This is a genomic window from Bittarella massiliensis (ex Durand et al. 2017) (assembly GCF_017566145.1).
Classification (GTDB): domain Bacteria; phylum Bacillota; class Clostridia; order Oscillospirales; family Ruminococcaceae; genus Bittarella; species Bittarella massiliensis_A.
Genome location: NZ_JABFCL010000002.1, coordinates 378,879 through 404,513, shown reverse-complemented (window position 1 = coordinate 404,513; position 25,635 = coordinate 378,879). Strand labels below are relative to the sequence as shown.

Annotated in this window: 22 protein-coding genes; 4 read left to right on the top strand and 18 right to left on the bottom strand. The window is 62.3% G+C overall.

All coding sequences use genetic code 11. The features are described 5' to 3' along the window. Nucleotides 1-122: 122 nt before the first annotated feature. Entirely contained in the window at nucleotides 123-950 is an 828-nt protein-coding gene (locus tag HJY11_RS04205; RefSeq protein WP_208074733.1) for an undecaprenyl-diphosphate phosphatase, read from the bottom strand. Between the two features lie 226 nt (nucleotides 951-1,176). Continuing rightward, nucleotides 1,177-1,830 (bottom strand): PAQR family membrane homeostasis protein TrhA, encoded by a 654-nt coding sequence (gene trhA / locus HJY11_RS04200; RefSeq protein WP_208074732.1) that lies wholly within the window; start codon nucleotides 1,828-1,830, stop codon nucleotides 1,177-1,179. Between the two features lie 152 nt (nucleotides 1,831-1,982). Here trhA and HJY11_RS04195 point away from each other — a divergent pair, with 152 nt between their 5' ends. Together HJY11_RS04195 and HJY11_RS04190 are read left to right on the top strand one after the other, a co-directional pair. Further along, on the top strand, nucleotides 1,983-2,519 hold the full coding sequence (locus HJY11_RS04195; RefSeq protein WP_208074731.1) for a DUF1836 domain-containing protein: 537 nt from the start codon (nucleotides 1,983-1,985) through the stop codon (nucleotides 2,517-2,519). Then, nucleotides 2,516-3,133 carry an HD domain-containing protein gene (locus HJY11_RS04190; RefSeq protein WP_243764155.1) on the top strand — a complete coding sequence of 206 codons (618 nt, stop codon included), beginning with the start codon at nucleotides 2,516-2,518 and terminating at the stop codon, nucleotides 3,131-3,133. The genes HJY11_RS04195 and HJY11_RS04190 overlap by 4 nt, the downstream gene beginning before the upstream one ends. 99 nt (nucleotides 3,134-3,232) lie before the next feature. Here the strand turns inward: HJY11_RS04190 and HJY11_RS04185 are convergent, their stop codons facing one another. The 5 genes from HJY11_RS04185 to HJY11_RS04165 all read right to left on the bottom strand — a co-directional run bounded on the left by HJY11_RS04185 (nucleotide 3,233) and on the right by HJY11_RS04165 (nucleotide 13,158). Then, a complete protein-coding gene (locus tag HJY11_RS04185; RefSeq protein ID WP_208074730.1) occupies nucleotides 3,233-5,623 on the bottom strand; it encodes a carbohydrate-binding domain-containing protein in 2,391 nt (796 codons plus the stop codon). A 623-nt stretch (nucleotides 5,624-6,246) separates the two neighbouring features. Beyond that, nucleotides 6,247-7,593 carry an amidohydrolase family protein gene (locus tag HJY11_RS04180; RefSeq protein WP_208074729.1) on the bottom strand — a complete coding sequence of 449 codons (1,347 nt, stop codon included), beginning with the start codon at nucleotides 7,591-7,593 and terminating at the stop codon, nucleotides 6,247-6,249. 295 nt (nucleotides 7,594-7,888) lie between these two features. Continuing rightward, nucleotides 7,889-10,804, bottom strand: coding sequence for a competence/damage-inducible protein A (locus HJY11_RS04175; protein WP_208074728.1), 2,916 nt, complete (start codon nucleotides 10,802-10,804; stop codon nucleotides 7,889-7,891). A 32-nt stretch (nucleotides 10,805-10,836) separates the two neighbouring features. Continuing rightward, nucleotides 10,837-12,009, bottom strand: a complete 1,173-nt coding sequence (gene thiI / locus HJY11_RS04170; RefSeq protein ID WP_208074727.1) for a tRNA uracil 4-sulfurtransferase ThiI — start codon at nucleotides 12,007-12,009, stop codon at nucleotides 10,837-10,839. Nucleotides 12,010-12,012: 3 nt separating this feature from the next. After that, entirely contained in the window at nucleotides 12,013-13,158 is a 1,146-nt protein-coding gene (locus HJY11_RS04165; RefSeq protein WP_368041535.1) for a cysteine desulfurase family protein, read from the bottom strand. 341 nt (nucleotides 13,159-13,499) lie between these two features. On the opposite strand from HJY11_RS04165, the gene HJY11_RS04160 reads away from it, so the two are divergent. Next, complete coding sequence (locus HJY11_RS04160) at nucleotides 13,500-13,820, top strand: DUF2127 domain-containing protein (RefSeq protein ID WP_208074725.1); 321 nt, start codon at nucleotides 13,500-13,502, stop codon at nucleotides 13,818-13,820. A 435-nt stretch (nucleotides 13,821-14,255) separates the two neighbouring features. Continuing rightward, the gene (locus HJY11_RS04155) at nucleotides 14,256-14,717 is read left to right on the top strand and encodes a GNAT family N-acetyltransferase (protein WP_368041534.1); all 462 of its coding nucleotides are present in this window, start codon (nucleotides 14,256-14,258) and stop codon (nucleotides 14,715-14,717) included. A gap of 313 nt (nucleotides 14,718-15,030) precedes the next feature. On the opposite strand, the gene hflX is transcribed toward HJY11_RS04155, so the two are convergent. The 11 genes from hflX to rsxC all read right to left on the bottom strand — a co-directional run bounded on the left by hflX (nucleotide 15,031) and on the right by rsxC (nucleotide 25,563). Beyond that, nucleotides 15,031-16,296, bottom strand: coding sequence for a GTPase HflX (gene hflX, locus HJY11_RS04150; protein ID WP_208074723.1), 1,266 nt, complete (start codon nucleotides 16,294-16,296; stop codon nucleotides 15,031-15,033). A gap of 28 nt (nucleotides 16,297-16,324) precedes the next feature. Further along, nucleotides 16,325-17,518, bottom strand: coding sequence for a M20 metallopeptidase family protein (locus HJY11_RS04145; protein ID WP_208074722.1), 1,194 nt, complete (start codon nucleotides 17,516-17,518; stop codon nucleotides 16,325-16,327). Nucleotides 17,519-17,570: 52 nt separating this feature from the next. Beyond that, entirely contained in the window at nucleotides 17,571-18,731 is a 1,161-nt protein-coding gene (alr, locus tag HJY11_RS04140; RefSeq protein ID WP_208074721.1) for an alanine racemase, read from the bottom strand. Nucleotides 18,732-18,894: 163 nt separating this feature from the next. Continuing rightward, nucleotides 18,895-19,542 carry a hypothetical protein gene (locus HJY11_RS04135; protein WP_208074720.1) on the bottom strand — a complete coding sequence of 216 codons (648 nt, stop codon included), beginning with the start codon at nucleotides 19,540-19,542 and terminating at the stop codon, nucleotides 18,895-18,897. A 155-nt stretch (nucleotides 19,543-19,697) separates the two neighbouring features. Beyond that, nucleotides 19,698-20,426 (bottom strand): helix-turn-helix domain-containing protein, encoded by a 729-nt coding sequence (locus HJY11_RS04130; RefSeq protein ID WP_208074719.1) that lies wholly within the window; start codon nucleotides 20,424-20,426, stop codon nucleotides 19,698-19,700. Nucleotides 20,427-20,582: 156 nt separating this feature from the next. Then, a complete protein-coding gene (locus HJY11_RS04125; RefSeq protein WP_208074718.1) occupies nucleotides 20,583-21,383 on the bottom strand; it encodes an RnfABCDGE type electron transport complex subunit B in 801 nt (266 codons plus the stop codon). A gap of 14 nt (nucleotides 21,384-21,397) precedes the next feature. Then, nucleotides 21,398-21,988: an electron transport complex subunit RsxA gene (rsxA, locus tag HJY11_RS04120; protein ID WP_208074717.1), complete on the bottom strand. Its 591-nt coding sequence runs from the start codon at nucleotides 21,986-21,988 to the stop codon at nucleotides 21,398-21,400. Beyond that, a complete protein-coding gene (gene rsxE, locus HJY11_RS04115) occupies nucleotides 21,985-22,701 on the bottom strand; it encodes an electron transport complex subunit RsxE (protein ID WP_208074716.1) in 717 nt (238 codons plus the stop codon). The genes rsxA and rsxE overlap by 4 nt, the downstream gene beginning before the upstream one ends. After that, nucleotides 22,701-23,243, bottom strand: a complete 543-nt coding sequence (locus HJY11_RS04110; RefSeq protein ID WP_208074715.1) for an FMN-binding protein — start codon at nucleotides 23,241-23,243, stop codon at nucleotides 22,701-22,703. The genes rsxE and HJY11_RS04110 overlap by 1 nt, the downstream gene beginning before the upstream one ends. Nucleotides 23,244-23,245: 2 nt before the next feature. Further along, a complete protein-coding gene (locus tag HJY11_RS04105) occupies nucleotides 23,246-24,211 on the bottom strand; it encodes an RnfABCDGE type electron transport complex subunit D (RefSeq protein WP_279571018.1) in 966 nt (321 codons plus the stop codon). 17 nt (nucleotides 24,212-24,228) lie between these two features. Next, nucleotides 24,229-25,563 (bottom strand): electron transport complex subunit RsxC, encoded by a 1,335-nt coding sequence (gene rsxC / locus HJY11_RS04100; protein ID WP_208074714.1) that lies wholly within the window; start codon nucleotides 25,561-25,563, stop codon nucleotides 24,229-24,231. Between the last annotated feature and the right edge of the window lie 72 nt (nucleotides 25,564-25,635).

Here is a 25,635-nt window from a genome sequence, read left to right as displayed (position 1 = left end):
GCAAACTCCCCTTTTCATCTGTTCTCACAAGTCCAGTGTAGCGGATTGCCGCCGGTTTCGCAAGGCCGGCCCCCGCCCTTTGGGCGACAAAAAAAGAGCGGTTTCCCGCCCTTTTTTCAGCACTATTTGGCAAACAGGAGAAAATAGGCCAGCACCACCGCGCCCAAGGCGATGCGGTACCACCCAAAAACCTTGAAGTCGTGCTTCTTGACGTAGCTCATCAAAAAGCCCACCGAGAGCATGGAGACCACAAAGGCCACCAGGGAACCCACCGCCAGGATGGCCACCTCCATCCCGGTGAAGGAGAAGCCGAACTTCACCAGCTTGAGGAGGCTGGCCCCCGCCATGGCGGGGATGGCCATGAAGAAGGAGAACTCGGCGGCCACCGGGCGGGCGCAGCCCACTACCAGCACCGCCCCCAGGATGGTTGCGCCGGAGCGGGAGGTGCCGGGGATCAGCGCCAACACCTGGAAGCAGCCCATGATGAAGGCGTGCTTGTAGGTGAGCTGCCCCAGATTTCTCACCCGGGGCTGATAGCGGCGGTTGCGGTTCTCCATCCAGATGAAGAGGACGCCGTAGAGGATGAGGGTGACGGAGACGGTGATGTAGTTGTAAAAGAGGGCGTCGATCTGGTCGTTGAAGGGCAGGCCCACGATCAGGGCGGGGATACTGGCCACCAGCACCTTGAACCAGAGCTGGAAGGTGTCCTTTTTGACGTGGGGCTGGCCTTTTTTGAAGGAGAAGGGCCAGAGCTTATTCCAGAACAGCACCACGATGGAGAGGATGGCCCCCAGCTGGATGACCACCAGGAACATCTCCTTGAATTCTGGCGTGATGTCCATGTGGATGAACTCGTCCGCCAATATCATGTGGCCGGTGCTGGAGACCGGCAGCCACTCGGTCAGTCCCTCGATAATCCCCAAGACAATCGCTTTTAAAATATCCCACATGGCAGGTAATCCCTCTCTTTGGTCGGTATTTTTGCCGGCTGGCCGCCGGCGCAGTGCAAGTCTTAGTATACACCCTTTTGTCCCGCTGCGGGTGACAATTTTGCAAGAATCAGAAAAACTTCAGATTTTTCCCTCCCCCCATCTCTATGGCGGCAGGCCGGGCAGTTATGCCGCCGCAAAAGGCGCGCCCCCGGAAAAATCCGGGGGCGCGCTGATGCGATCGCCGCTAAAAGACCACGTAGAACAGCACCGCCATGAAGTGGAAGAAGGTGCCCAACAGCACGGCAATGTGAAAGAGCTCGTGGTGGCCGAAGCGGGGGCTGGGATTGGGCCGCTTGAGGGCGTACATCACCGCCCCCGCCGTGTAGCAGACCCCGCCGACGGCCAGCAGGGCGATCATCCCCCCGCTCATCCGGGAGAAGATAGAGAGGTCAAAGAGGATGGACCAACCCATGACCAAATAGACCAGGGCGGACACCCAGTTGGGGGCGGTGATCCAAACCAGCTTGACGGCAATGCCCGCCAGGGCCACCATCCAGAGGGTGCCGATAAAGAGGGATGCCTGCACAAAGGGCTGAAAGCGAAAAAAGATGGGGGTGTAGGTGCCGGCGATGAGAACGTAGATCATGGAGTGGTCGAGCTTGCGCAGCCGTCGCACCCGCGCCGGGTCGCCGTTGGAGTAGTGGTAGACGGTGGAGGCGGTGTAGAGGGCCAGCATGGAGAGGCAGAACACCAGCGCCGGCAGGGCGTAGCGCAGAGGGGTGCGGTTGACCATCGCCCCCACGGCGATGAGAACAGACCCCAGGCCGGCCAGGGCAATGCCGATAAAATGGGTATAGCTGTCCACCGGGTCCCGCGCTTTGCTGAAAAAAGACGGCATTGTACTTCTCCTCTTCATTACATCGTTTTAAATACTACTTTATATGTATTTAATATACCACGTATTCCATGCCGATACAAGTCGAGATATTGCTTTTTACCCTCTGCTGTTGTAAACTAATTGTGACAAAACCAGTCTGTGAGGTGATATTGGTGCCCGCTGTCGAAGAGCTGTACCGCAATCTGACAAACACCGGGGAACTGACCCTGGAAGAGCTCCCCGACCTGGACCTCTACATGGACCAGGTGCTGACCCTCTTCTCCCGTCAGGGGGAGGAGCCCCTGCTGACCAAGACCATGATCAACAACTACCGCAAGGAAAACATCATCCGCCCCCTGGACGGGAAGCGCTACACCAAAAACCACATTGTGCAGATGCTGCTCATCTACCATTTAAAGGGGATCCTCTCCTTGGGGGAGATCGCCCAGGTGATGGAGGAGTGCTATGTCTCTCCCGGCTACGACAACGCCCTCACCCGGGTCTACCGCGAGTTTTTGGAGCAAAAGCCCCTGCTGGACGAGGCGGTGAAGGACTGCTTTGACCAGTTTTTGCCGGAGAGCGCCCTCGCCGACAGCACCGATCTGCTGGCGGCCCTGTTGGGGCTCTCCCGGGTGGCGCAGTATGCCGACAAAATGGCCAAGGCGCTGGTCGAGGCCCATTTCGGGCCGGGAAAGGAGGGGGAGAGATGAGCGGCGAAGCGATTTCCCCCCGCCAGATTCTAGACTACCTCTCCCTGGGGGAGAAGCTCAAGTGTGCCACCCGGCACTGCTTCACCACCAGCGGCCGGCAGGAGAGTGTGGCCGAACACAGTTTTCAGCTGGGGCTCCTCTGCATGCTGCTCTGGGACAGCTGCCCGGGGGTGGAGATGGAGCGGGTGCTGCAGATGTGCATCCTCCACGATATGGGGGAGGCTTTTACCGGCGACATCCCCACCTTTCTCAAAACCGATGGCCAGCGGGCGGTGGAGGACAGCGCGGTGGACGCCATGGTGGCGGCCCTGCCCCCCGCCCTGCGGGCGCGCTGGCGGGAACTCTACCGGGAGATGGAGGAGCAGCGCACCCCCGAGAGCCGCCTCTACAAAGGATTGGACAAAATCGAGGCCCTCATTCAGCACAACTTCTCTGACATCTCCACCTGGATTCCCCTGGAGTACCAGCTCAATCTGCACTACGCCGACAAGGAGTGCGCCCCCTTCCCCGCTCTCACAGCCCTGCGGGAACTGGTGCGGGAGGAGACGGCGGCAAAGATCGAGGCCGAAAAGGCCCTGGACCCCGGCGTCGTCCGCCCGGTATTTACCGCTTGACATCAGACGGCCGCCAAGACAACTGGATCGATGAAGATGGAAAAGGGCGCCCTTAAAAGGGCGCCCTTTTCCACTCTAAACCGGCTGTCCGGCAAAATCTCAGCAGCCCTTTTTCCGGCGCAGGAGGGTGATTGCACAGATGCTCCCAGCCGTCCATACCGCCAGCGTCCAAAGGGGAGCGGGGGCGAAAGCACCGGTTTGGGGGGTATCTGCACCGGGCTCTTGAGGGGGATTCGAGCCACCGGGTCCTGCGGGTGTTTCCGCGCCCGCAACAGAAGCGCTTTTGAGCCCGCCGACCGCCTCGTCAATTGCTTTGGCCATGGCGTCCACCCGCTTCTGGTCGCCAATTTTTAAACCCGGCTGCACTCCCGCAATCGCCGCTTGGAGAGCGGCGACGCTCTCTTGGGTATAGCCGCTCAAGTCGGCGGGAACGCGGGCGAGGGCGGCGTCCACGGCAGAGTAATCGGCATCCCGATAGGCCAGCGCCGCAACAGACTCCTCTATGGCCGCCGCCATATTGTTTACCTGCCCCTGCTCGGTGATGTTCTTTCCCCGAACCACGGCGTCGCAGGCATCCCGCAGGGCCTGGACGGTGGCCGGGGTAAAGGGGCTCAAGTCGTCCGGGACCCCGGACAGGGCGGCGTCCACCGCCGTGTAGTCTGCCCCGCGGTAGACTAGGGCCGCCAGGGCCTGTTCAATGGCCTGGGCCATGGCGTCCACCTGGGACTGCTCGCTGACATCCTTGCCCCGCGCCACCGCCGCACAAGCGGCCTCCAGAGCTTGGGCTGTGATCTGGGTGTAGGGGGTCAAGTCGGCGGGCACCTGGTCCAGAGCGGTATCCACCGCTGCGTAGTCGGCGGGGGCGTAAGTGACCGTCACCTGGCTGACAGCCGCACTGTAATCCTGGATGGGCAACGCGGTGCCCTGGGGCACAAAGAGGGTGTCGGCGTACCAGGTGGTGTTGTCGGAGGCCAGCTTCCAGACGGTGGTGGCCACGATGTTGTTGCCCGCCAGGAAGTCCGGGCCCACAATGAGGTTGGGCTGCTGTGTGTCGCTTGCAGAGGCGCCGTTTTGCCGGGCGACAATGCCCGGCTCCCCGTCGCCGCCAGTGGCGGTGATGCCGGCGGCAAGCAGGGAGATGGTTCCCTCTCGGGCGAAGATGCCGCTCTCGTGAGCAGCAGAGGCGTTCACGGTGGTGGTTTTGCCCTGGATGGTGATGTCTCCCATGGCGTAGAGGGCGGTCATGGCGGTGGTGCCGTTTTCGCCGGAGGTCGTGTGGGCGGTGACATTGCCGCCGCTGATGAGGATATTCTGGGCGGCGATGGCGGTGCCGTCGGTGGTGCGGGATTCCACCCTTTGGCCACCGGAAATCGTCAGGTCGCCGTCGGCGTTGAGGGGGAACGCTGAGCGCAGCAGGGCGTCGGTCTGGGCGCCGGAAATGGCCAAATCCCCCGGGGTGTGGACGCTATTCCCTTTGGGCGCATCAACGGTGAGCTTGCTGTCGGCAATTTCAATGCCGGTCTCGGCATAAAGGGCCGTCTTGGCATCCGCGGTGGCGGTGAGGGTCCCGCCTTCGAGGGCAAGAGGGCCGTATTGGCAGTAAAGGGCCACGTCATCGGCGGAGTGGACCGTCACTGTCGCCCCCTGGATGGTCAGGTCACTGGTACCCCAAAGCCCCACTGTGCCGGCTTTGGCGTTGACCACCGTGTCCGCTCCGCGGATGAGGAGCCCGCCCCCCGCCAGGATCGCAGCGTCGTTGGAGGTGGGCCTGACCTGCGCGCCGTCTCCGACTGTGATGTCCCCTCCAGCGTGGATGGCGGCGTAGGTGGACTGGACTTCCAGGTCTGTATCAGAAATGGTGAGATCGCCTCCAGCGTGGATCCCCCAATCATCGGTTTCGACTTTGACAGTAGAGCCAGACAGAGAGAGCGCTCCCTGGGCAAATAGTGCCGCATAGCCGGAGTGGGCGTCAAGGGAGACATTTTGCAGGGAGATGTATGCTTCATCACTGTATATTGCGTTGTGCGTGCTGCCAGAGTGTAGGTTCAGTTCGCCCCCCTCAATGGAGACTCCTTTAAAGGCGACGATGGTGCTGAAGTTGGTATATGCCTCTAGACTGCTCCCCTCGGCAGACACGATGCGCAGAGGGGCCACCTCGCTGATCATGCCCACGTCAACGGGCTGGCTCTGGCTGCCGAAGGTATTGACCCCCTCAAGGGCCACGGTCACCTCCTGGGTCACCTGGCTTGCAATGGATACCCCGGTGACGTTCCCCGTCACGGCGACGCCATTTAGGGTGAGGGTGCGGGTATCTGCATCGTAGGTGACCGTACCGCCGTACAGGGATTGCTCACCCGCCTGCACCGCGTAGCTGCCAAGGGCAATGCCGGTCCCCGCGTCCGCAAAGGCCGCCGTGGGCAGGGATGCCGCGACCAGCAGGGACGCCAATGCGGCGGCCAGATACCGCCTTCCGTGTTTCTTCCCGTGCATCTTGTCTCCTCCTTTTTGTAAAAACAGTAACGTATAGATTTTCTTTCGGCAGATTATTTTGTAAGTTAAGCACAAAAAAGCCGGCCTGTTGTTAGCAGACCAGCCCATTTTTTTCAGAAAAGAAGAGATTGCGTCGCCGAAAGAAAAACTATCCTTTTAAAGTCATTTTAGCACAAAAAGATACGAGATAGCAAGAAAAAACAGTGCGCCTCCTCAAAAAGGTCCTTGCCATACCAAGGCATGCGACCCTTTTCCACAGCCGCTTCAAGGTTGGCAGCAGGGATAGAGCACATTGGGCACAGTATCAGGCCGGGCAGTGAAACCACGGCGCTGGCCTAGAACAGATAGGGTTAACTCCTTCAACTGCGCCTGTGCAGCCGGCATCCCCTATATCTGCGGCAACGGCGCTGACGGTGATTTTTCCATCTTTGAGGGTACCTGCGACGAATTGATCACAAATGGTATGACCGCTAAGGATGGAACGGTATTGCACGGCAAGGGCCTGTAAAGATCGCCGAACAGAAAGGCAACAGCCGCCCTAAGGGGCGGCTGTTGTTGTTTCCTCGACTGACGCTGCGCCTGGAGCAGCTAAAAATTCACAAAATCCTCACAGGCGGCTGCCGTCAGTGGTTCCAGTCGGCGTTCTTGCTGGCCAGGTGGGCCTGGTAAATCTCGTTGGCGATCTTCTGCCCGTTGGCGAGAATCTCCCTCTCCTCGGCGGTCTTGAGGAGGTGATCCCGCACCGTCCAACGGCCGGCGATCATCACGTCGCAGACGTCGTGCCGGTTGGCGTTGTAGACCAGGGTGGCCACCGGGTCGTCGAACATGGGGGTCAGGTTGGGGCTCTGCAGGTCGACGAGGATGACGTCTGCCTGTTTGCCCGCCTCCAGCGAACCGATCTTGTCGCCCAGGCCCAGGGCCTCTGCCGGCTCGATGGTGGATTTGCGCAGCGCCTTTTTGGCGTTCATGTCGTGCACCGTACAGCCGGCCATCCGGTCCATGGAGATGGCGGCGCGCATGTTGGTCCAGCAGTCCTGGGTGACCCAGTCGGTGCCCAGAATCAGGCGGACGCCCTCGTCAAACATCCGCTTAACCGGGGGCACATGGCCCCGCTTGCCCAGCATCTCGGCGCAGTGGAGCATGGGGGTGCGGCTCTCGGCCAGCATCTTCACATCGTCGTCGTCAATGTAGATGCAGTGGGCGCCCATCAGGTGCTCGCCCAGCAGGCCGCTCTCCTTGAGGTAGCCCAGGCAGCTGAAGCCATAGGTCTCCTGCACGTACTTTGCCTCGCGGGGGGACTGGGAGATGTGGGTGTGAAAGCCCACCCCGTACTTCTCGCCCAACTCGACGATCTGCTTGGCCAGTTCCAGCGAGACGGTGTCGGTGGCGTGGGGGCCGAAGCGGCAGGTGATGCGGCCGTCGTCCTTGCCGTTCCAGTCCTCGATCAGGCGGATGTTCTGCTCCACAAAATCCTGCCCCATCTTGGGGTAGCGGGTGTAGTCGTCGTAGCGCAGGGCGGCAATGTCCACGTCGACGATGTTCTGGCTGACCACCGCCCGCATGCCGATGTCATAAAAGGCCTGGGTGACCCGATCCATGTAGTGGTAGATGTCGTTGGTGCAGGTGATGCCCGCCTTCATCTGCTCCACCGCCCCCAGCAGGGAGAGATGGTAGGTGGTCTCGGGCGTCAGCTGGCCCTCCATGGGGAGGGAGAGGCCGTAAAAGCCGTTTTCCGGGTCCTCGGTGAGGGCTTTGAAGAGGCTGCCCGCCACGTGGGAGTGGGCGTCCACAATGCCGGGGAGAACGGCCTTGCCGGCCGCGTCCACCACGCAGTCGGCCTCGCCCTGGTAGTCCCCTGCGCCGATCTCGGCGATCTTGTTGCCCTCGATGACCAGGTAGCCCCTGTCCAACACCCGGTCATCCCCGTCCACGGTGATGATCATGCCGTTTTTGATGAGTGTTTTGCTCACGATAGAAATCCCCCTTCTGGTGTTCATTCTGACAAATCCTGTTTTAGTATAGCATAAAACGCGCCCCCTGACAAGAGCGGGGGGCGCGTTTTGACAACTGCGACAAAAGGGCAGATTTGTTTATGGACAGAGCGCCCAAAAGGGACTCTAGGGAAAGCGTTGGCACTGGACAAACGCGGCAAAACCGCCGGGGTCTCCCTGGCGAAAGCCGCTCGCCCCAATCGGCGTTCTTCCTTTTTGCATCAGGCGGGGCCGGGCTTTCTGCCCGGTCCCGCCGCACAATTTCTATGCTGTTTTAGTACTGCAGCGCCCGCTGGTAGTGGCTGTTGAGTTTGGAGGCATAACTCCGGTCGGCCGCCCAGGTGCCGGCCAGGTTTTCCCACAGGGGAGCTTTTCCCTTGGGGGAGATGTACTTGTACCGCGGGTCGACGCAGGCCTGATTGAGGGGGGCGGTGGAGCCATACCCCTTCAGGTGCTGAATGTTGGCCCGCGCCCCGATGCGGGGGCTGTCGAAGGAGAGACCCGGCTCGCCGCCCCCGGTGGCCCCCAGGCCGCCGTAGTTGTTTTGGGTCCACTTCACATCGCCGGTGAAGCGAAAGAATCCCGTCTCGTGAATGGCCTGGCAGAAGGCGATGTCCCCCCGCACCCCCTCAGCCCTCCCCTCGCTCAAAAAGTAGCTGGCCAACTCTTTGACCGAACAGTTGAGCTGGGGGGAGGGGTTGTTTGCCAGCACATAGGCCGCCAGCTGATCGGCGGTGAGGGCGCTCTCGCCCATGATGCTCAGGCCGTAGATGCTCTGGGGAATCTGCTGCTCCGGCTCCTCCTCGGGCTGGGAACTGCCGGCGGAGGAAGAGCTGCCGCCCCCGGAAGGGGCGCTGGAGGAGGACGAGCTGCCCCCCGACGAGGCATTGGAAGAGGCGCTGGAAGAACTGCCGTCCGCCGGGACAGCGGGTTCGGCGGAGGCGCTCCCCTGCCCGCCGGAGTGGGCGGGGGCGCTGGAACTGCCGCCGGGGGTGGGCTTGCTCACCTGGGTCTGGGTCAGGTGGGAGAGGTCGGTGTTCAAATCCACCGAGGCCAGGTCCCCATTTTGATAGAGTTTGGGCTGCACCGGGCTGGGGTTTTTCTGGGCCTGTTCCACATCCACTGCGGCGTCCTCCCCCTCCCTGACCTTGCGGCCCACCAGCACCAACCGCTGGCCGTCGTAGTCGTAGAGGCAGGTAGAGAGGGTGACCAGGGTGTCGCCGTACTGGGCATCCACCGGGGTCTCGATCAGGGAGCGGCTGGTGATCTGGTCCACAAACTCGTCAAACCCCTCCTCGGTGAGGAAGCTCAAGGAGTTGTAGTAGTCAAACACCTCGCCCTGGCTGGGCTCGGTGTTGGCGGTGAAGATGGCCAGCACCTTGTACTGGGACTTTTCGTAGACGGTGTCCATCTCAAAGACCGGATTGGCCTTGTAAAACTCCAAATCCCGAAATTTGGTCAGGTCGCCGAACATCTGGCTGTCCTTCATATTGTGGCCGTAGATGACCAGGTTTTCGGCGGGGTTTTTCAGGTCGTTGCGGTAATCGAAAAAGAGGGTGCCGTATTTGGAGTACTCCTTGAAAAAGTCGTTTTTCAAATAGAAGCTGTTGTCGGTGGTCTGGACGATGGGGTAGTCGATCTGGGTGTTGGGCACCTTGATCCAGCCCGCCACCTCCCTGTTTTTCAGGTAGAGGGCCTTGTAGTCGTCGAGATAGCCCTCGGGCAGTTCCACCTCCACGTCGGCGCCGGAGGTATAGAGGCTGGTGAGCTCGCTGTTTTTGCTTTTGTTCTGCCACCCCTCGTAGAGGTACTGCCCCACCAGGGTCAAAGAGCCGATAAAGACACAGAGGGCCAGGTAGAAGGCCAGCACCCGCACCCCGTCCAGGGCCCGCACCGCCCGGTCGCCCCGGGTGTAGCTGGCGATCTTGTAGGTGGTGTAGGCCGACAGGTCCAGCCCCAGGGCCAGACGGCGCACCAGGTCGAGGGCGTGCATGCAGGCCAGGTGGCGAATCTTCTCGCGGGAGGTATTGCCGTTTTTCAGTTCCAGCTTGCGCGCGTAGAGCTGTTTGCCAAAGGCGGCGGCTATGTATACGGTGCCCACCGGGTTGCCCCGGTCATCGCTGTCGGGGCCGGCCACCCCGGTGATCCCCACCCCGATGTCGCTGTGTCCCCGCCGGCGGGCCCCCAGGGCCATGCGGCAGGCCACCTGTTCGCTGACCGCGCCGTACTTTTTGAAGTAGCTGCGGCGGATGCCCAGGGTGTTTTGCTTGGCAAAATCGGCATAGGTGGCGGCGCCAAAGCCGAACACTTCCGAGGCGCCGGGGACCTGGGTGATCCGCTGGCTCATGAGGCCACCGGTGCAGGACTCGGCGGTGGCCAGGGTGAGTTTTTTCTCCTTGAGGGCGGCCACCACCGCCTCCTGCAGGCTCTCCACATCCTGGCCGTAGACCGCGTCGCCCAGGCGGGTCTTCATCTCCTCCGCCACTCCGGCGCAGAGGGACTTCGCCTCCTCTTCACTGGCGGCCTTGGCGGTGATGCGCATCTCCACCTCGCCCTCCTTGGCGTAGACGGCGGCGGTGGGGTTTTGCCCCTGCAGCAGGTCGTCGATCTTGGTCTCCAAAAGGGACTCGCCGATGCCGAACTCCCGCAGGGTGGTGGACCAGATGGTACAGCCGGTGACCGACTGCAGGTAGGGGACCACCCACTCGTCCACCATCGGCTCAAATTCCGAGGGGGGGCCGGGCAGCATCACAATGTACTGGTTCCCCTTGTGGATGGCGCAGCCCGGGGCCGAGCCGTGGTGGTTTTCAAAGACCTCCGCCCCCTTGGGGACCAAGGCCTGTTTGACGTTGTTCTCGGTCATCTGGGCGCAGAGGTGGGCGTAATACTCCTTGATCTTGTCCAGGGAGGGCTGGTGAATCTCCATCTCCAGCCCCAGGGCGCCGCAGACAGTCTCCTTGGTGAGGTCGTCCTTGGTGGGCCCCAGCCCGCCGATGAAGAGGATCAGCTCGCTGCGGGAGAGGGCCTGTTTGAGCGCCTCCAACAGCCGGGCGCTGTTGTCCCCCACCACGCTCTGGTAGTACATGTCAATGCCCAGCTTGGCCAGCTGGCGGGAGAGGTAGCGGGCGTTGGTGTTGACGATGTCGCCCAGCAGCAGCTCGGTGCCGACGCAGATGATTTCTGCTTTCACGTGTGGTTTCCCCCTTTTTCTCTCTCGGTGTCCTACCGCAGGATGGCCACCAGTTTTTCGGTGCCGGAGACGGCCTCTTCGATGAGGGGCTCCAAATCCAGCTTCTCCTCTTCCCGGACGATCTGTTCCAGCACCGGCCGGGTCTTGGGGTGCCGGGGGGTAAAGACGGTGCAGCAGTCCTCATAGGGGAGGATGGAGGTCTCGAAGGTGTCGATTTTGCGGGCGATGTCCACGATCTCCAACTTGTCCATCCCGATGAGGGGGCGCAAAACCGGCAGCTCGCTGGCCGCGTCGGTGCAGCCGATGGCCTGCATGGTCTGGCTGGCCACCTGGGCCAGGCTCTCCCCGGTGATGATGGCCCCGCAGCCCCGGGCCTTTGCCACCCGGTTGGCCACCATCATCATCACCCGCCGCATGATGACGGTGAAGTACTCCTCCTTGCAGCTGCGCTTGATCTCCTCCTGAATGCGGGTGAAGGGGACCACGTGCACCTCGAAGGTGTTGCAGTACTCGGTCATCTTGTCGGCCAGAGTCAGCACCTTCAGCTTGGCCCGCTCGCTGGTGTAGGGAGGGCTCTCGAAGTGGATGCAGCACAGCTGTACCCCCCGCTTGGCCATCATGTAGCCGGCCACCGGGGAGTCGATGCCGCCCGAGAGCATCAGCATCCCCATCCCCGAGGAGCCCACCGGCATCCCCCCGGCGGCTTTGTGGGCCACCCCGTGGACGTAGGCGCCAAAGTCGCGCACCTCCACCACCACCCGGTACTCGGGGTCGTGCAGATCCACCGACAGGTTGTCAAATCGCTCCAGCAGCAGGCCGCCGATCTCCTCGCAGATCTGGGGGGTCTTGAGGGGGAAGGTCTTGTCCGAGCGCTTGGCCTCCACCTTGAAGGTGGAGACCAGGGGCAGGCTGTCGGCCAGGTATTCCAGCGCCACCCGGGCGATGTCCCCCATCTCCTTTTGGGCGACGGCGGCCCGGGTGATGGTGGAGATGCCGAAGACGTGGCTCAACCGCTCCTCCACCAGGTCCAGGTCGCACTCCTCCAGCGGCTCCACCACAATGGTGGATTGGGCGGCCCGGGTCTCAAAGCGCCCCAGCAGCCGCAGCCGGTGGCGGACGTTTTTCAGGAGGACCGACTCAAAGCTCTGCTTGTTGAGGCCCTTGAGGGCGATCTCCCCGTACTTTAACAAAATGATCTCTTTCAAACTCTATTTTCTCCCAACCAGGCTCTGCCGGGCCGCTTCGATCCCGGCGCAGAGCGCGTCGATGTCCTCTTCTGTATTCCCCGCGTCCATGCTCACCCGCAGGGCGCTGTCCCCCCGGGGACCCGAGAGGCCGATGCTCGCCAGCACGTGGCTGGGGCCGCCCTTGGCGCAGGCCGACCCGCTGGAGACATAGACCCCCCGCTCGGCCAGAAAGTGCAGCAACGTCTCGCTGCGAAAGCCCGGCACCGAGAGGTTGACGATGTAGGGCAGGGCGTCCTGGGGGGAGTTGATCTGCACCCCGCCGTCCGCCGCGGCCCAGGCCAGCAGCCGGTCGCGCAGGGCGGTGACCCGCTCCATATTCCGGGCGCGGTCCCTGGCGCAGCGCTTTGCCGCCAGGGCCAGGGCGGCGGCGTAGGCCACGTTCTCGGTCCCCGGGCGCAGCCCCCGCTGCTGTTTGCCGCCCCGAACCAAGGGGGGCAGGTGCACCCCCTTTTTGATGTAGAGGGCGCCCACCCCCTTGGGGGCGTGAATCTTGTGGCCGGTGAAGGTGAAGAGGTCCACCCCCCAGGCCTTTAGGTTGATGGGCAGCTTGCCAAAGGCCTGCACCCCGTCGCAGTGGACCAGGGCCTTGGGGGCCTTCTTTTTGATGGCGGCAGTCAAGGCCTGGATGGGCAGAACGGTGCCGATCTCGTTGTTGACCGCCATCAAGCTGACCAAGGCGGTGTTTTCATCCACCTGTTCCAGCACGTCGGCCGGGCGGATATGCCCCTCGCTGTCGGGGGTGACAAAGACCGCCTGGGCCCCCTGGCGCTCGGCCAGGTACTGCACCGGCTCCAGCACCGAGGAGTGCTCAAAGGCGGTGGTGATGACCCCCGTCGCCCGCCGCCGGCGGCTCTCGTACCCCGAGAGGATAGCCCAGTTGTTGGCCTCGGTGCCACCGGAAGTGAAGTAGAGCTCCTCCGGCGCACAGTTTAAAATGCGGGCCAGGTCGGCGGCCGCCGCCTTCATGAGCAGTTCCGCCTCCAGCCCCTTGGAGTGGAGGGAGGAGGGGTTCCCGTACCGCTCCACCAGCACCTCCCGCACCAGGTCGCCCACCTCGGGCCAAACCTGGGTGGTGGCGCTGTTGTCCAAATAGTGTTCTCTCGGCACAGTCGCATCGCCCTCCTCATGCATCTCTCCTGCCGCCTGTCATCAACAGCCGTCAGATGGTTTTAGTATACTCTATTTTTGCCGGTTTCGCAAACCCCGGCGGGCGGCGCCCCCCTCTGCCAGCAGCTATCGAAAAACGCCGTCCAGCCCGCCAGGCTACCTTGCGGGAAACACTCTTTATATGGTAGTATAAAAACAAGGCGTTTGTGTGACTCCAGTGCAAATGGGGTGCGGGAAAATGCCTATCAGGAGGGGAAAGAAACCCTCTGAAAAAATATAGATTGCATCGCTTTTAATGCTGATCCACTGGTTTTTATGGAAATCGGGGGGGATGTCTCTCCTTGATTCCCATTTTTGTTTTGGGAAATGATCAATTTGATGTCAGTCAACCGTTCTCGTTTGTTGTCCCGCATTTTGAAGACAATATGCATTTGATGCTCGTCATGGGGGCGCTTTACGGGGTGGTGAGGGTCATTGGCACAGTCGGCTTGTGGAAAAGCCGACTGTGGGGACTGATCTTGTCAATCATAAACCGTGCTGTCACAATGGCTTTCATGATGTTTATGTTGCCGGCGGGGATACTGGGCGGAATCCTCTCCTGCAGCGCTTTGCCCTTGATGTTGACACAGTATTTTGGAGACAAAAAAGTGATTGAAGAATAGGCTTTCCGCCCTGTCAGGCCGCCATTCCTTCCTGGCAGAGGACATTTTGCCCCCATCAGGAGGGAGCGCACTGCCGACAAGTGTGTCCCCTGTTGACATCCTTTGGCGAGGAGGCAAAATAAGCTCCCAACGACGGTTATCCGAAAGGGGATCGTTCTTTTCCCCAGAGCATGCAGCCATCTTGCAGAAACAGTCCGGCTGCGATGCCGTCTCCCCCACAGAAAAGAGAGGGAAAGCGGCGCAATTTCCCATTTCGCCGCTGGAAAACGCTCTGCGGGGGACGGCGGAGAAAATAGAAACAGCGAGTTCGGGTGTTCAAGGCGAAAAGCGGGCACCGATTACTTTGAGTGTGCGAGGACAGATGCCATGTGCGCGTTGATGTTGGTCAGACCGTCTGAACAGTATGCAGAACAAGTCATATGTTATAAAGAGGAAATGGAAAAAAGCGGCGACAGCTTTGACGGCTGCGCAGGGCTTGAAGACGTCCATTCCTTTGGAGAGTGGATCGACTTTGAGACAAGGCTAAAGGCAAAATACAAGGGCGAATACGTCCCATCGGAGATATTTTTGGCTGTTCGGCAAAGAGACGACCGGGTTGTCGGGATGATTGATTTTCGCCACCCCTTATCCGGCTTCCTTTTCCAATTCGGCGGAAACATCGGGTATAGTGTCCGCCCATCAGAACGCCGGAAAGGCTATGCCTCTGAAATGCTCAGATTGATTTTGCCGATCTGCCGCGCGTTTGGAGAGAGCAGCGTTTTACTCACCTGTGATAAAAACAATGTGGCGTCGCAGCGAACGATCATCAAAAATGGAGGTGTTTTGGAAAAAGAGATCGCCGACACAGTGGGACTGAGCGAAAGCGGCATCATTCTGCGATACTGGATTTCTGTATAGTGTCTTTCACCCGCTTCAAGTTGCGGAGCCGATGAAACTGGCCCCCCGGCACTGGGCGTTTTCAATCGCTCAGGGGGGCAAGAGCGCCTTGGCAAGAAAAAGTGCGCCCTTCCGCCTGCCCCCTCCCATAATCAGCGGCCAAAACGGCCTTTACGCCTTACAGCGCGTCCGTTTATAGGGGTGTTTCCTCTTCTGCCGGACAGCGCCCCCTGGATGTCAGGGCCGCAGGCCCCACCAATGAATGAAAGGAGAGGGCCCGGCGCAGAGAAAATTCTCTGCGCCGGGCCCTCCTTTTTTTGCACACAGGCAGTCGCTATTCCCCCGTCCCTCCGCACTGATAGGGCGCAAAGAGGTAGAAAATCTCCTGCGGGCAGCTGCCCACCAGGTGGATGCCGTCGGGGGTGTACTCGCTCTGGCGAAGCTGTCCCTTTTCCCGCAGGGTGTTTTCCAGCACCGCCTGGGAGAAGGGGAGCAGGCAGTCCACCGGCAGGTAGTCGGCCAGCAGCAGCTCGGCGATCTTTTGCAGCAACCCGTCCAGGTTGTAGCCGGTTCTGGCGCTGACAAAGACCGCCCCTTCCCGGCTGACTCCGGCCGGGAGAGATTCCATACATTTTGTATTATCACACTTATTAAATACTGTAAGGATTGGTGTTTCGCCGATTTCCAAGTTCTCCAGCGTCTCGCGGGTGGTGGCCAACTGCAATTCCAGGTTGTCCGCCTGCAGGTCGCAGACTTGCAAAATCAAGTCGGCGTAGGTGCTCTCCTTTAAGGTGGAGCGGAAGGCCTGCACCAGGTGGTGGGGCAGCCGGGAGACAAAGCCCACCGTGTCCACCAGCAGGGCGGTGGTCCCGTCGGGGAGGGGCAGTTTGCGGGCGGTGGGGTCCAGGGTGGCAAAGAGCTTGTCTTCCACCAGCACCTGGGCGCCGGTGAGGGCGCCCAGAAGGGTGGACTTGCCCACATTGGTGTATCCCACCAGGGCCACCGTCTTGATCCCGCTCTTCTGGCGGGTGCGGTGGGTGGTCTGGCGCTGGGCCTCGATCTGGCGCAGGTCCTGCTGCAGGTACTTGATCCGCCGCATGATGTGGCGGCGGTCGGTCTCCAGTTTGCTCTCGCCGGGGCCGCGGGTGCCGATGCCGGCCCCCAGCCGGCTCATGGCGGCGCCGGCCCCCGCCAGCCGGGGCAACCGGTAGCGCTGCTGGGCCAGCTCGACCTGCACCGCCCCCTCCCGGGTGCGGGCATTTCGGGCGAAGATGTCCAAAATCAGCATGGTGCGGTCCACCGGGGCCAACCCCACCACCTGTTCGATGTTGCGAATTTGCATGGGGGAGAGCTCGTCGTCAAAGAGGAGGACGTCGATCTCCTCGTCCTGACAGAGCTGGGCGATCTCCCGCAGCTTGCCGGGACCCACAAAGGTGGCGTTGTCGGGGCTGTCCTTCTTCTGCACCGCGGTGCAGGCCACCTCGATGCCGGCGGTGTCGGCCAGCTGGGTCAGTTCATAGAGGGAGGCCTCTGCGTCGTAAGCACCGGTGTCCAGGGCCACGGCCAGGGCGCGGGGGCGGGTTTCTTCGGTCTCGTACATATATTCTCCTCACTGTGGCAGTCGCCGCCTAGCCCCGCAGAAAGTCGAGGGCGTAGCGGCTGGTGGCCTCGACCCCCATGAGCAGGCAGTCGGGGTCCACCTCAAAGCGGGGGTGGTGGTGGTCGGCGGTGTAGCCGGCCTCCTCGTTTTTGCAGCCCAAAAAGGCAAATACCCCGGGGCAGTGGCGGGTGTAGACGGCAAAGGTCTCCGAGGCGTACCAGGGGTCGGTGTCCTGCAGGGCCTCGGCCCCCAGCTGATCGCTCAAGGCCCTGGTCGCCAGGGCCGAACAGGCGGGGTCGGTCTCGGCGATGTTCTCGCCGAAGATGTAGCCAAAGCGCTCCACCTCGCAGCCAAAGACCTTGGCGGTGTCCTCGGTGACCTGCTTGATGATCTCCTGGCAGCGGCGGCCGGTCTCCACCTCAAAGTAGCGGATGCTGCCCCAGAACTCGCAGGTCTCGGGGATGATGTTGGGCTTGGTGCCCGACTGGATGATGCCGATGGACAGGGGCACCACCTTGGTCACATCCCGCATGTTGACCCAGGCGCTCTGCAGATTTTGCAGGATGGCGGAGGTGACGAAGATGGGATTTTTGCAGAGGTCGGGGCGGGAGCTGTGGCCCCCTTTTCCGTGCACCTTGAAGGCGAACTGGCCGAAGCCCGCCATCCGCTGACCGGGGGTGACGCTGATCTTGCCGGTCTCCAGCTTGGCGTAGACGTGGATGGCCCAGGCCCCGTCCAGGTGGATGTCGGCGAAGTAGGCCTCCATCTCATCGCAGACCCCGCCGTTCTCCTCCGCCTCTTCAAAGACAATATAGAGTTTGCCCGACAGCTCCTCCTCCATTCCCTTGAGGACCCGGCAGGCCCCCAACAGCATGGCGGTGTGGGCGTCGTGGCCGCAGGCGTGGCAGACGCCGGGATTCTCCGACACCGCCGCCTTGGGGCGGCGGTCGTTCTGGGGCTCCTCGTCCAGGGGCAGGGCGTCCATGTCGGCCCGCAGCAGCAGGGTCTTTCCCGGGCGACCGGTATCCCAAAAGGCGATGATGGAATGGGTTCCCACCCGCTCCCAGGCAAAGCCCAGCCGCTCCAGTTCAGCCTGGACAAAGCGAGAGGTGCGCTCGGTCTTCATGCTCAACTCCGGGTGGCGGTGCAGGTCCAAAAAGGTCTCTTTGACAAAGGGAAGGGTTTCCTCGGCCAGGGTTTTAACGGCGGTTTTCAGTTCCATGAGTGGCCTCCTTCTATACGATCCGTTATATATAAACTTATTTATACCATTTTTAGCAGATGTAGTCCAACACGTCGACCACCCGGCCCCCCCGCAGGTAGATGCGCTGCACCCGGCGGCCCAGAATGCAGGTCAGCTCGTAGGGGATGGTGCCACAGGTCTCGGCCAGCTGGGCGGCGGTGAGGCCGTCTTCCTCGGCGCCAAACAAGATGGCCTCGTCCCCCCGGCAGACATCGGGGATGTGGGAGACATCGACCATCATCTGGTCCATGCAGACCCGGCCCAACACCGGCGCAACCTGGCCGCGAAGGATCACCGCCCCCTTGGAGGAGAGGGCCCGCTGGTAGCCGTCGGCATATCCCACCGCCAGGGTGGCGACCCGAGTGGGACGCTGGGTCTCATAGGTGTTCCCGTAGCTGACAAACTCCCCCGGGGCCACCGTCTTCACCAGGGTCACCACCGTTTTCAGGCGCATGGCCGGACGCAGAGAGATGCGCTCGTTTTTGCAGGGGGCGATGCCGTAGAGGATGATCCCCGGGCGCACCATATCCAGGTGAAACTCCGGCCAGTTGAGGGTGCCCGCCGAGTTGCAGCAGTGGCGCAGAGGAAAGGTGATCCCCCGCCTCTCCAGGGCCTCGACCACCCCCATAAAGCGGCGGTACTGCAGCCGGGTGTGCTCTTCCGGGGCCGTCCCCTCCTCGTCGGCCACCGAGAAGTGGGTGAAGATCCCCTCCGCCCGCAGGTGGGGCAGGGCGGTCACCTGGGCGATCTCCTCCACCGCCTGGGGGCCAAAAAAGCCCAGGCGGCTCATCCCCGAATCCACCTTGATATGAATGTCCAGCCGCTCCTCCCCGCCGGCCAGGGCCTGCTCCAACTCCCTGGCGTAGTCCAGGGAGAAGACCGTCTGGGCGATGTGGTGGCGCACCAGGTCGCCAGCGCACTCCACCGGGGTGAACCCCAGAATCAGGATGGGGCGGTCGATTCCCCCCTCCCGCAGGGAGATGGCCTCGGTCAGGGTGGAGACGGCAAACCAATCGGCCCCTTGATCCTGCAGGGCGGCGGCTGTCTCCGCGTCGCCGTGGCCGTATGCATCGGCCTTGACCACCGCCATCAGCTTGGTCTGGGGTCCCAACAGGGACCGGATGGCGCGATAGTTTTCCTCGATGGCATCCAGGTCAATTTCGGCCCAGGTGCGCTTGATCTGTCTCTTCACAGCATCTTCTCCCAATCACACAGCGCTCTTACAGGCAAAATGCCCTGCAAGTCGCTTTCATTATATCCCCTTTGCCCCCGTTCGTAAAGGCGAAAAAGCGCGGCAAAAAGGGCCGCCCAGTCCCCGCTGTCACAGGGGCCGGGCGGCCGGAGAAAAGGCGGCGTTATCCCTCCAGCGCGCCTGAGAGGGTGCGGGGATAGATGTCGGGCGAGCCGTCGTAGTAGTGCAGCCCCGCCAGTTCCAGCGGCAGCTGCCGCCGGAAGGCGTGGGCGTTTCGCCCCAGCCCCAGCTGCTCGGCCGCCGCGTCCCGGGCGTCGCGCTGGGCCCGGGTGGAGGATTTTTTGCTGGGGTAGCCGTAGTCCACCTCAACTTGCAATTCGTAAAAGAGCTGCAATCTGCCATTCTTGTTCCAAAAATTAACTATTAAGCCCCCCGTCTCCTCAAAGCGCAACTGCCCCGACAGACGATAGGCGGGCTTTTCCTCGGTCTCAACGAAGTGGTCGCCTGACTGGCAGGAGTGAACCAATACCGGGATCTCCATCTCCACTGCCAGGTAGGTGGGGTCAGCCACATCCCGGGCGGCGATCACCTTCCAGAGAAAGATCCCCTCCTCCTTGCAGGTGGACTGGTGGCGGAAAATAACTTCGGGCGGCAGGGCCATCTCCTGCCCCGGCTCCTCCACCCGCAGATAGGGCGGCGCGGAGGAGACTGGGGTCACCCCTTCCTCTCCCCCTGTGCGCCCGCTGCAGCCAACAAGGGCGGCCGCCACCCCCACTGCCAACAAAAAAACAGGCCAACGTGTCCGTTTCACCGCTGTCTTCCCCCTTTCTGAACAGGGCAGCTATACACTGCTGCGCATTATACCTTTGTATACATAGTATATCGCATTGTGCAGTGCATGCCTAGTGTCAAAATAGGCAAAGAAGGGCGCAAACATCGAGCAGCTTGCACAGAAGGCGTGGCTGTTCAATCGTAGCTGTTTTGGTAGATGTCCCAAAAGCTGGTGAGCAGCCGCCCCTGGGTGGCCACCCGCTCCTCTTCGGTGTCGATCTGCCAGCCGTAGACGCCGTAGCTTTGCAGGGTAAAGCGGGAGAAGGGCAGCAGATGGTGGCGCTTTCGGAGGTAGGCCGTCGCGTCGCTGCAGTCGGAAGAGACCTTTTTCAGGGCGGCGGAGGGGTTTTGAAAGACCGGCCGCCCCCGCTCATCCAGTCCCATGGCGTAGGCGGAGTGGGCGGGAAACCGCTCCTCCCACTGGCCGGTGTCCCCTGCGCTCCAACTGGCCGGCGGGGAGAAGTAGTGGAGCGACTGGGGATAGGGGGCCACGCAGGTGCGGTAAAACAAAACGGCCAGGCAGAGGGAGACGAGCAAGAGCAGACAGCCGGCCAGCAGCAGCGCCCGGCGCTGGCGGCGGCGGCGGTCCAACTCCCGCCGGGAGAGGGAGAGGGCGCTCTCCACCGCCTCCTCCACCTCGGGGGCGGGGGACTCCCGCCGCTTCCCCTGCAACAGTTCGGCCACCGACACCCCCAGCTGTTCAGCCAGGGGTTCCAGCAGGGCCACGTCGGGCAGGCTCAGGCCCCGCTCCCACTTGGAGACCGCCTTGTCGGTGACCCCCACCCGCTCCCCCAGCTGCCGCTGGGTGAGACCCGCCTCCCGGCGGCACCGCGCCACAAACTGTCCAAACCGCACACCGTCCATCTTCTCCGCTCCCCTCTCTTTTCTTCACCATAGCACAGGCGGGGCAAACTGGCAATCGACTGGCAGTCGAGGGGGCGAACAGCCCTTCCCACCGCCCAAAAAGAGGCGTAAAAGAAGCGCCGCCCGGCGGGCAGCGCTTCTCACAGCGATCTAAAATCAGTCGGCCAGGATGCGGGTGATGGCCCCGGTGGGGCACTCGCCGATGCACTTGCCGCAGTCGATGCAGACGGCGGGGTCGACCACCGCCAGGTTCTCTTCCATGTGGATGGCCTCCACCGGGCAGGTGCGGGCGCACTTCTGGCAGCCGATGCAGCCCACGTCGCAGCCCTTGCGGGTGACGCCGCCCTTCTGGTGGTTGCGGCAGAGGACATAGGCCGAGGCCTTGGAGTCGTCCACCAGCTGGATCAGGTGGTTGGGACAGCGCTTGACGCAGGCCCCACAGCCGGTGCAGAGCTCCCGGTCCACCACCGCGACCCCGTCCTCCACCGAGAGGGCGCCGAACATGCAGGCGGAGACACAGTCCCCGTGGCCCAGACAGCCGTCGGGGCAGACCCAGTCGCCGGCGAAGAACCGGTTGGCCGCGTGGCAGGTGGAGATGCCCTGATAGGCCATCTTGGTGCGGGTGTGCTGGGCGTTGCCCCGGCAGGCGACAACCGCCACCCGCTTGGCCACCGCGCCGGAAGCCCGGCCGGTGATCCCGGCGATCTCCTCGGCAGTCTTGGCCCCGCCAGGCACGCAGAGGTTGCCCTCGGCCTGGCCGGCGGCCACCGCCTTGGCGTACTCGTCGCAGCCGGCATAGCCGCAGGCGCCACAGTTGGCCCCCGGCAGGACCTCGCGCACGCGCTCCACCGTCTCGTCGGTCTTGACCTCCATGATCTTGGAAAAGGCCACCAGAATGATGGCGGCGGCCAGCCCCAGGCCGGTGACCACCATGACCCCGTTGAGCAGGATATTCATTCTCTCAGCCCCCCTTACTTAAACATGTTCTCCGCCAGACCGGCGAAGCCCATAAAGGACAGGGAGACCAGCGAAGCGGCCACCAGGGTGATGGGGAGGCCCCGGAAGGCCTTGGGGACGTCGCAGCTCTCCAGTTTGCGGCGAACCCCGGCGAAGAGCACCAGGGCCAGCATAAAGCCGACGCCCGCGCCGATGCCGTTGACCACCGACTCCCAAAAGCCGTACTTGTTGTCCACGTTGAGCATGGTTACCCCCAGCACCGCGCAGTTGGTGGTGATGAGGGGCAGGTAGATGCCCAGGGCCTTGTGCAGGCTGGGGATATAGCGCTTGAGGATGATCTCCACCAGCTGCACCAGGGCGGCGATGACCAGGATGAACACCAGGGTGTTCATGTATTCCAGATTCATCTCCTCCAGCAGGTAGTGCTGAATGGGCCAGGTGGCCGCCGAGGCCAGGGCCATGACGAAGATGACGGCACCGCTCATCCCCAGGGCGGAATCCATCTTTTTGGAGACCCCCAGGAAGGGACAGCAGCCCAGGAATTTGGAGAGGACGAAGTTGTCCACCAGGATGGCGCTGACCAAAATGACAAAAATCTGTTTCATCGGTTCTCGCCCTCCTCTTTTTTCTCGACCTCACCGCAGATTTCCTTGTTGGCACAGCCCGCACAGCCGGCGCAGCCGTCCATCTTGCCCACGGCGGGCTTTCCGGTCTTGCGGGTGGTGATTACATTGGCCAGGGCCATCAGGCAGCCGAAGAGGAAGAACCCGCCCGGGGCCAGCTTCATGATCCCCATGGGGGTGATGAGGTCGGCGGTGAGGGCGATGCCAAACCAGGTGCCGCTGCCGATGATCTCGCGGATGGAGCCCATGATCACCAGCACCACCGTAAAGCCGACGCCCATCCCCAGACCGTCGAGGACTGAGTCCAGCGGCCCGTGTTTCGAGGCGAACATCTCGGCCCGGCCGAGGATGATGCAGTTGACCACGATTAGGGGCAGGAAGATGCCCAACGCCTTGTCCAGATCGGGGGCGAAGGCCTTGACGATCAGCTGCACCATGGTCACAAAGCCGGCGATCACAGTGATGTAGGCGGGGATGCGCACCTGTTTGGGGATGAAGTTTCGCAGCAGGGAGATGACCAGGTTGGAGCCGATGAGGACCACGGTGGCGGCAATGCCCATCCCCAGGCCGTTGGCCGCCATGGTGGTGACGGCCATGGTCGGGCAGGTGCCCAGCACCAGCCGCAGGACCGGATTTTCCTTTAAGAGGCCGTTGGTGAGGTTTTTCAGGTGGCCCCCCTTTTTCTGTTCTGCCATCAGTTTGCCCCTCCTTTCACCATCTCATAGACGCTTAGGGCGTTTTGCACGCTGTCGCGCACCGCGGTGGAAGAGAAGGTGGCTCCGGCGAGGGTGGCCACGTCGGCCACGCTCCCCTGTTTGCCGGAGAACTTGCCCCAGAAGCTCTCCTCCTCGACCCGCTTGCCCAGGCCCGGGGTCTCTTCGTTGTCCATCACCTTGATGCGGGTGATGGCGCCGTCGGCGCCGATGCCCACCATCACCGGCACCTGGCCGGCGTAGCCCTTCTGGGAGGCGGAGATCACAAAGCCCGCGTCGCCGGCGCTGTACACCTCGGTGACGCCCAGGGCCTCCATCTCGGGGGTGAGTTCAATCTTTTCAAAGTCGGCCGCATCGGGCAGGACCTCCCGGCGGCCGGCGTTGGCCACCGCGTCCAGGTTGTCCTGAATCTTCTTTTCCGTCAGCATGTTGACCCCGCCCAGGGCCAGGGAGACCACCAGGCAGATGATGGTCAGGGAGAGAATCGGCCAGACGATCTCCCGAAAGGTGTTTTTCTTCTCCATTCCTACTTGCCACCTCCAAACACTCTGTGCCGGGTCAACCGGTCGATCTGGGGGGAGAGGATGTTCATCAAGATGATGGAGTAGCTGACCCCCTCGGCGCTGGAGCCGAACAGGCGGATGAGCACGGTGATCAGCCCGCAGCCGATGCCGAAGATCAGCTTGCCCCCGTTGGTCATGGGGCTGGTGGAGTAGTCGGTGGCCATAAAGATGGCCCCCAGCATCACCCCGCCGGAGAGAATCTGCTGCAGGGGGTTGGCCCCGGCCACAGCGGTGAGGGCAAAGACGGTGCCGATGAAACTCAAGGGGATGATGGGGTTGATGACCCGGCGAACCACCAGGTAGACCCCGCCGACGATCAGCGCCAGGGCACAGGTCTCACCCAGCACGCCGGGCTGGTTGCCCAAAAAGAGGTTCAGGTTGCTGGGCAGCTTCTCCCAGGTGCCGTTTGCAAACATGTTCTTGATGGACACCAGGGGGGTGGCGCTGGCCATGGTCTGCACCCCGGCCTTAAAGTAGAAGGCGTTGGGGTAGGCGGTCATAGCCGAGGTGAAGGAGAGGGCCAGCACGATCCGTCCGCCGATGGCCGGGTTGACAAAGTTCTGCCCCAGGCCGCCAAAGAGCTGTTTGACCACGACGATGGCCACGAAGCAGCCGATGACCGCCATCCAGATGGGGAGGGTGGCCGGCAGGTTGAAGGCCAGCAGAATGCCGGTGATGACGGCGGTGAAGTCCCCCACCGTCTGCTGTTTTTTCATCAGCAGGTTCCAGAGATACTCAAAGCCCACGCAGGAGACGATGCAGGCCGCGATCAGGATCAGCGCCTTGGTGCCAAAGAGGATGCCGGAGGCGACGATCGCCGGAATCAGGGCGATGACCACGTCCCGCATCACCGAAGAGGTGGTGCGCTTGTCCCGCAGGTGGGGCGATGAGGAAACGATGAGCTTGTTTTCGATTGTTTGGGTGTTCAAGTTGTCCCCTCCCCTCTCTATTTCTTCTTGTCGGCGCGGTAGTCGCGCAGGTTGGCCTTGGCCTCCCGCATGGCCTGGGTCACCGGCCGCTTGGAGGGGCAGACAAAGGCACAGCAGCCGCACTCCATGCAGGCGTCCACCTGCAGCCGGGCCACCTCTTCCATGTCGTTTACCTTGTTGGCCTCGTATATCTGGGGGGGCATCAGTCCCATGGGGCAGGCGTCGGCGCAGCGGCCGCACTTCATGCAGGCCAGGACCGCCTGGCTCTTGACATACTTGTCCCCCAAAAAGAGAAGGCCGTTGGTGTTTTTGGCCACGTTGTAGGCGTCGGTGTAGACGCACATCCCCATCATGGGGCCGCCCAACAGGATCTTCTTGGGCTCCTCGGCGTAGCCGCCGCAGAAGGCCGCCACGTCGGCGATGGAGGCGCCCACCGGCGCCAGCACGTTTTTGGGGGTCTTGATGCAGTCGCCGTCCACGGTGATCCGCTTTTCCACCAGGGGGGTGCCGGTCTTTAAATAGCGGGCGATAAAGGCCACGGTGGAGATGTTGAGCACCACCACCCCCACGTCGGCCGGCAGTTTGCCCTTGGGGATGACCCGGCCGGTGAGCTCGTTGACGATCACCTTTTCCGCCCCCTGGGGGTAGCGGGTGACCAGGGTGCGCACCTGGATGCGCTCGTCCCCCTCGGCCTTCTTGGTCAGGGCGGCGATGGCCTCGGGCTTGTTCCCCTCAATGCCGATGAGGGCGGTGCGGATGCCCAGATACTTCTGCACCAGCCGCACCCCCTCCAGCACATCGTCTCCGTTTTCCAGGCACTCGCGGTAGTCGGCGGTGAGGAAGGGCTCGCACTCGGCCCCGTTGATGATCAGGGTGTCGATGGCCTCGGGGTTTTGCGGGGTGAGCTTGACATAGGTGGGAAAGCCCGCGCCCCCCAGGCCGATGAGGCCCGACTCCCGCACGGCGGCCAAAAAGCTCTCCCGGTCGCACACCTCCGGGGGAGCGATGGCGGGGTCCGGGGTCTGGGCCCCGTCGGCCTGAATGACCACCGCCTTGGTGCGGATGGAGTTGGGCAGAATGAACTCCTCAATGGCGCTCACCTTGCCTGAGACGCTGGCGTGAACGACAGAGGCCAGCCCCCCTTCGGTCCGCCCGATGACGGTGCCCACAAACACCTCTTGCCCCGGCTTGACTGTGGGCTCGCAGGGCTTGCCCACGTGCTGCGCCAGGTGGATGCGGACGGTTTTGGGGATCGGCATTGCCTCGGTGGCGCACCCGCTGGTGTTCTTAAGGTGCCCCGGCAAAACGCCGCCCCTGGTTCTTTTGAACGCGTTCTTACCAAACGAAAACACAGATTGTACCCTCCCGTACTGACCGCGTCGGCGCGCGCAGACCCCGGCGCCAAAAGCGCCGGCGGGCTGTGC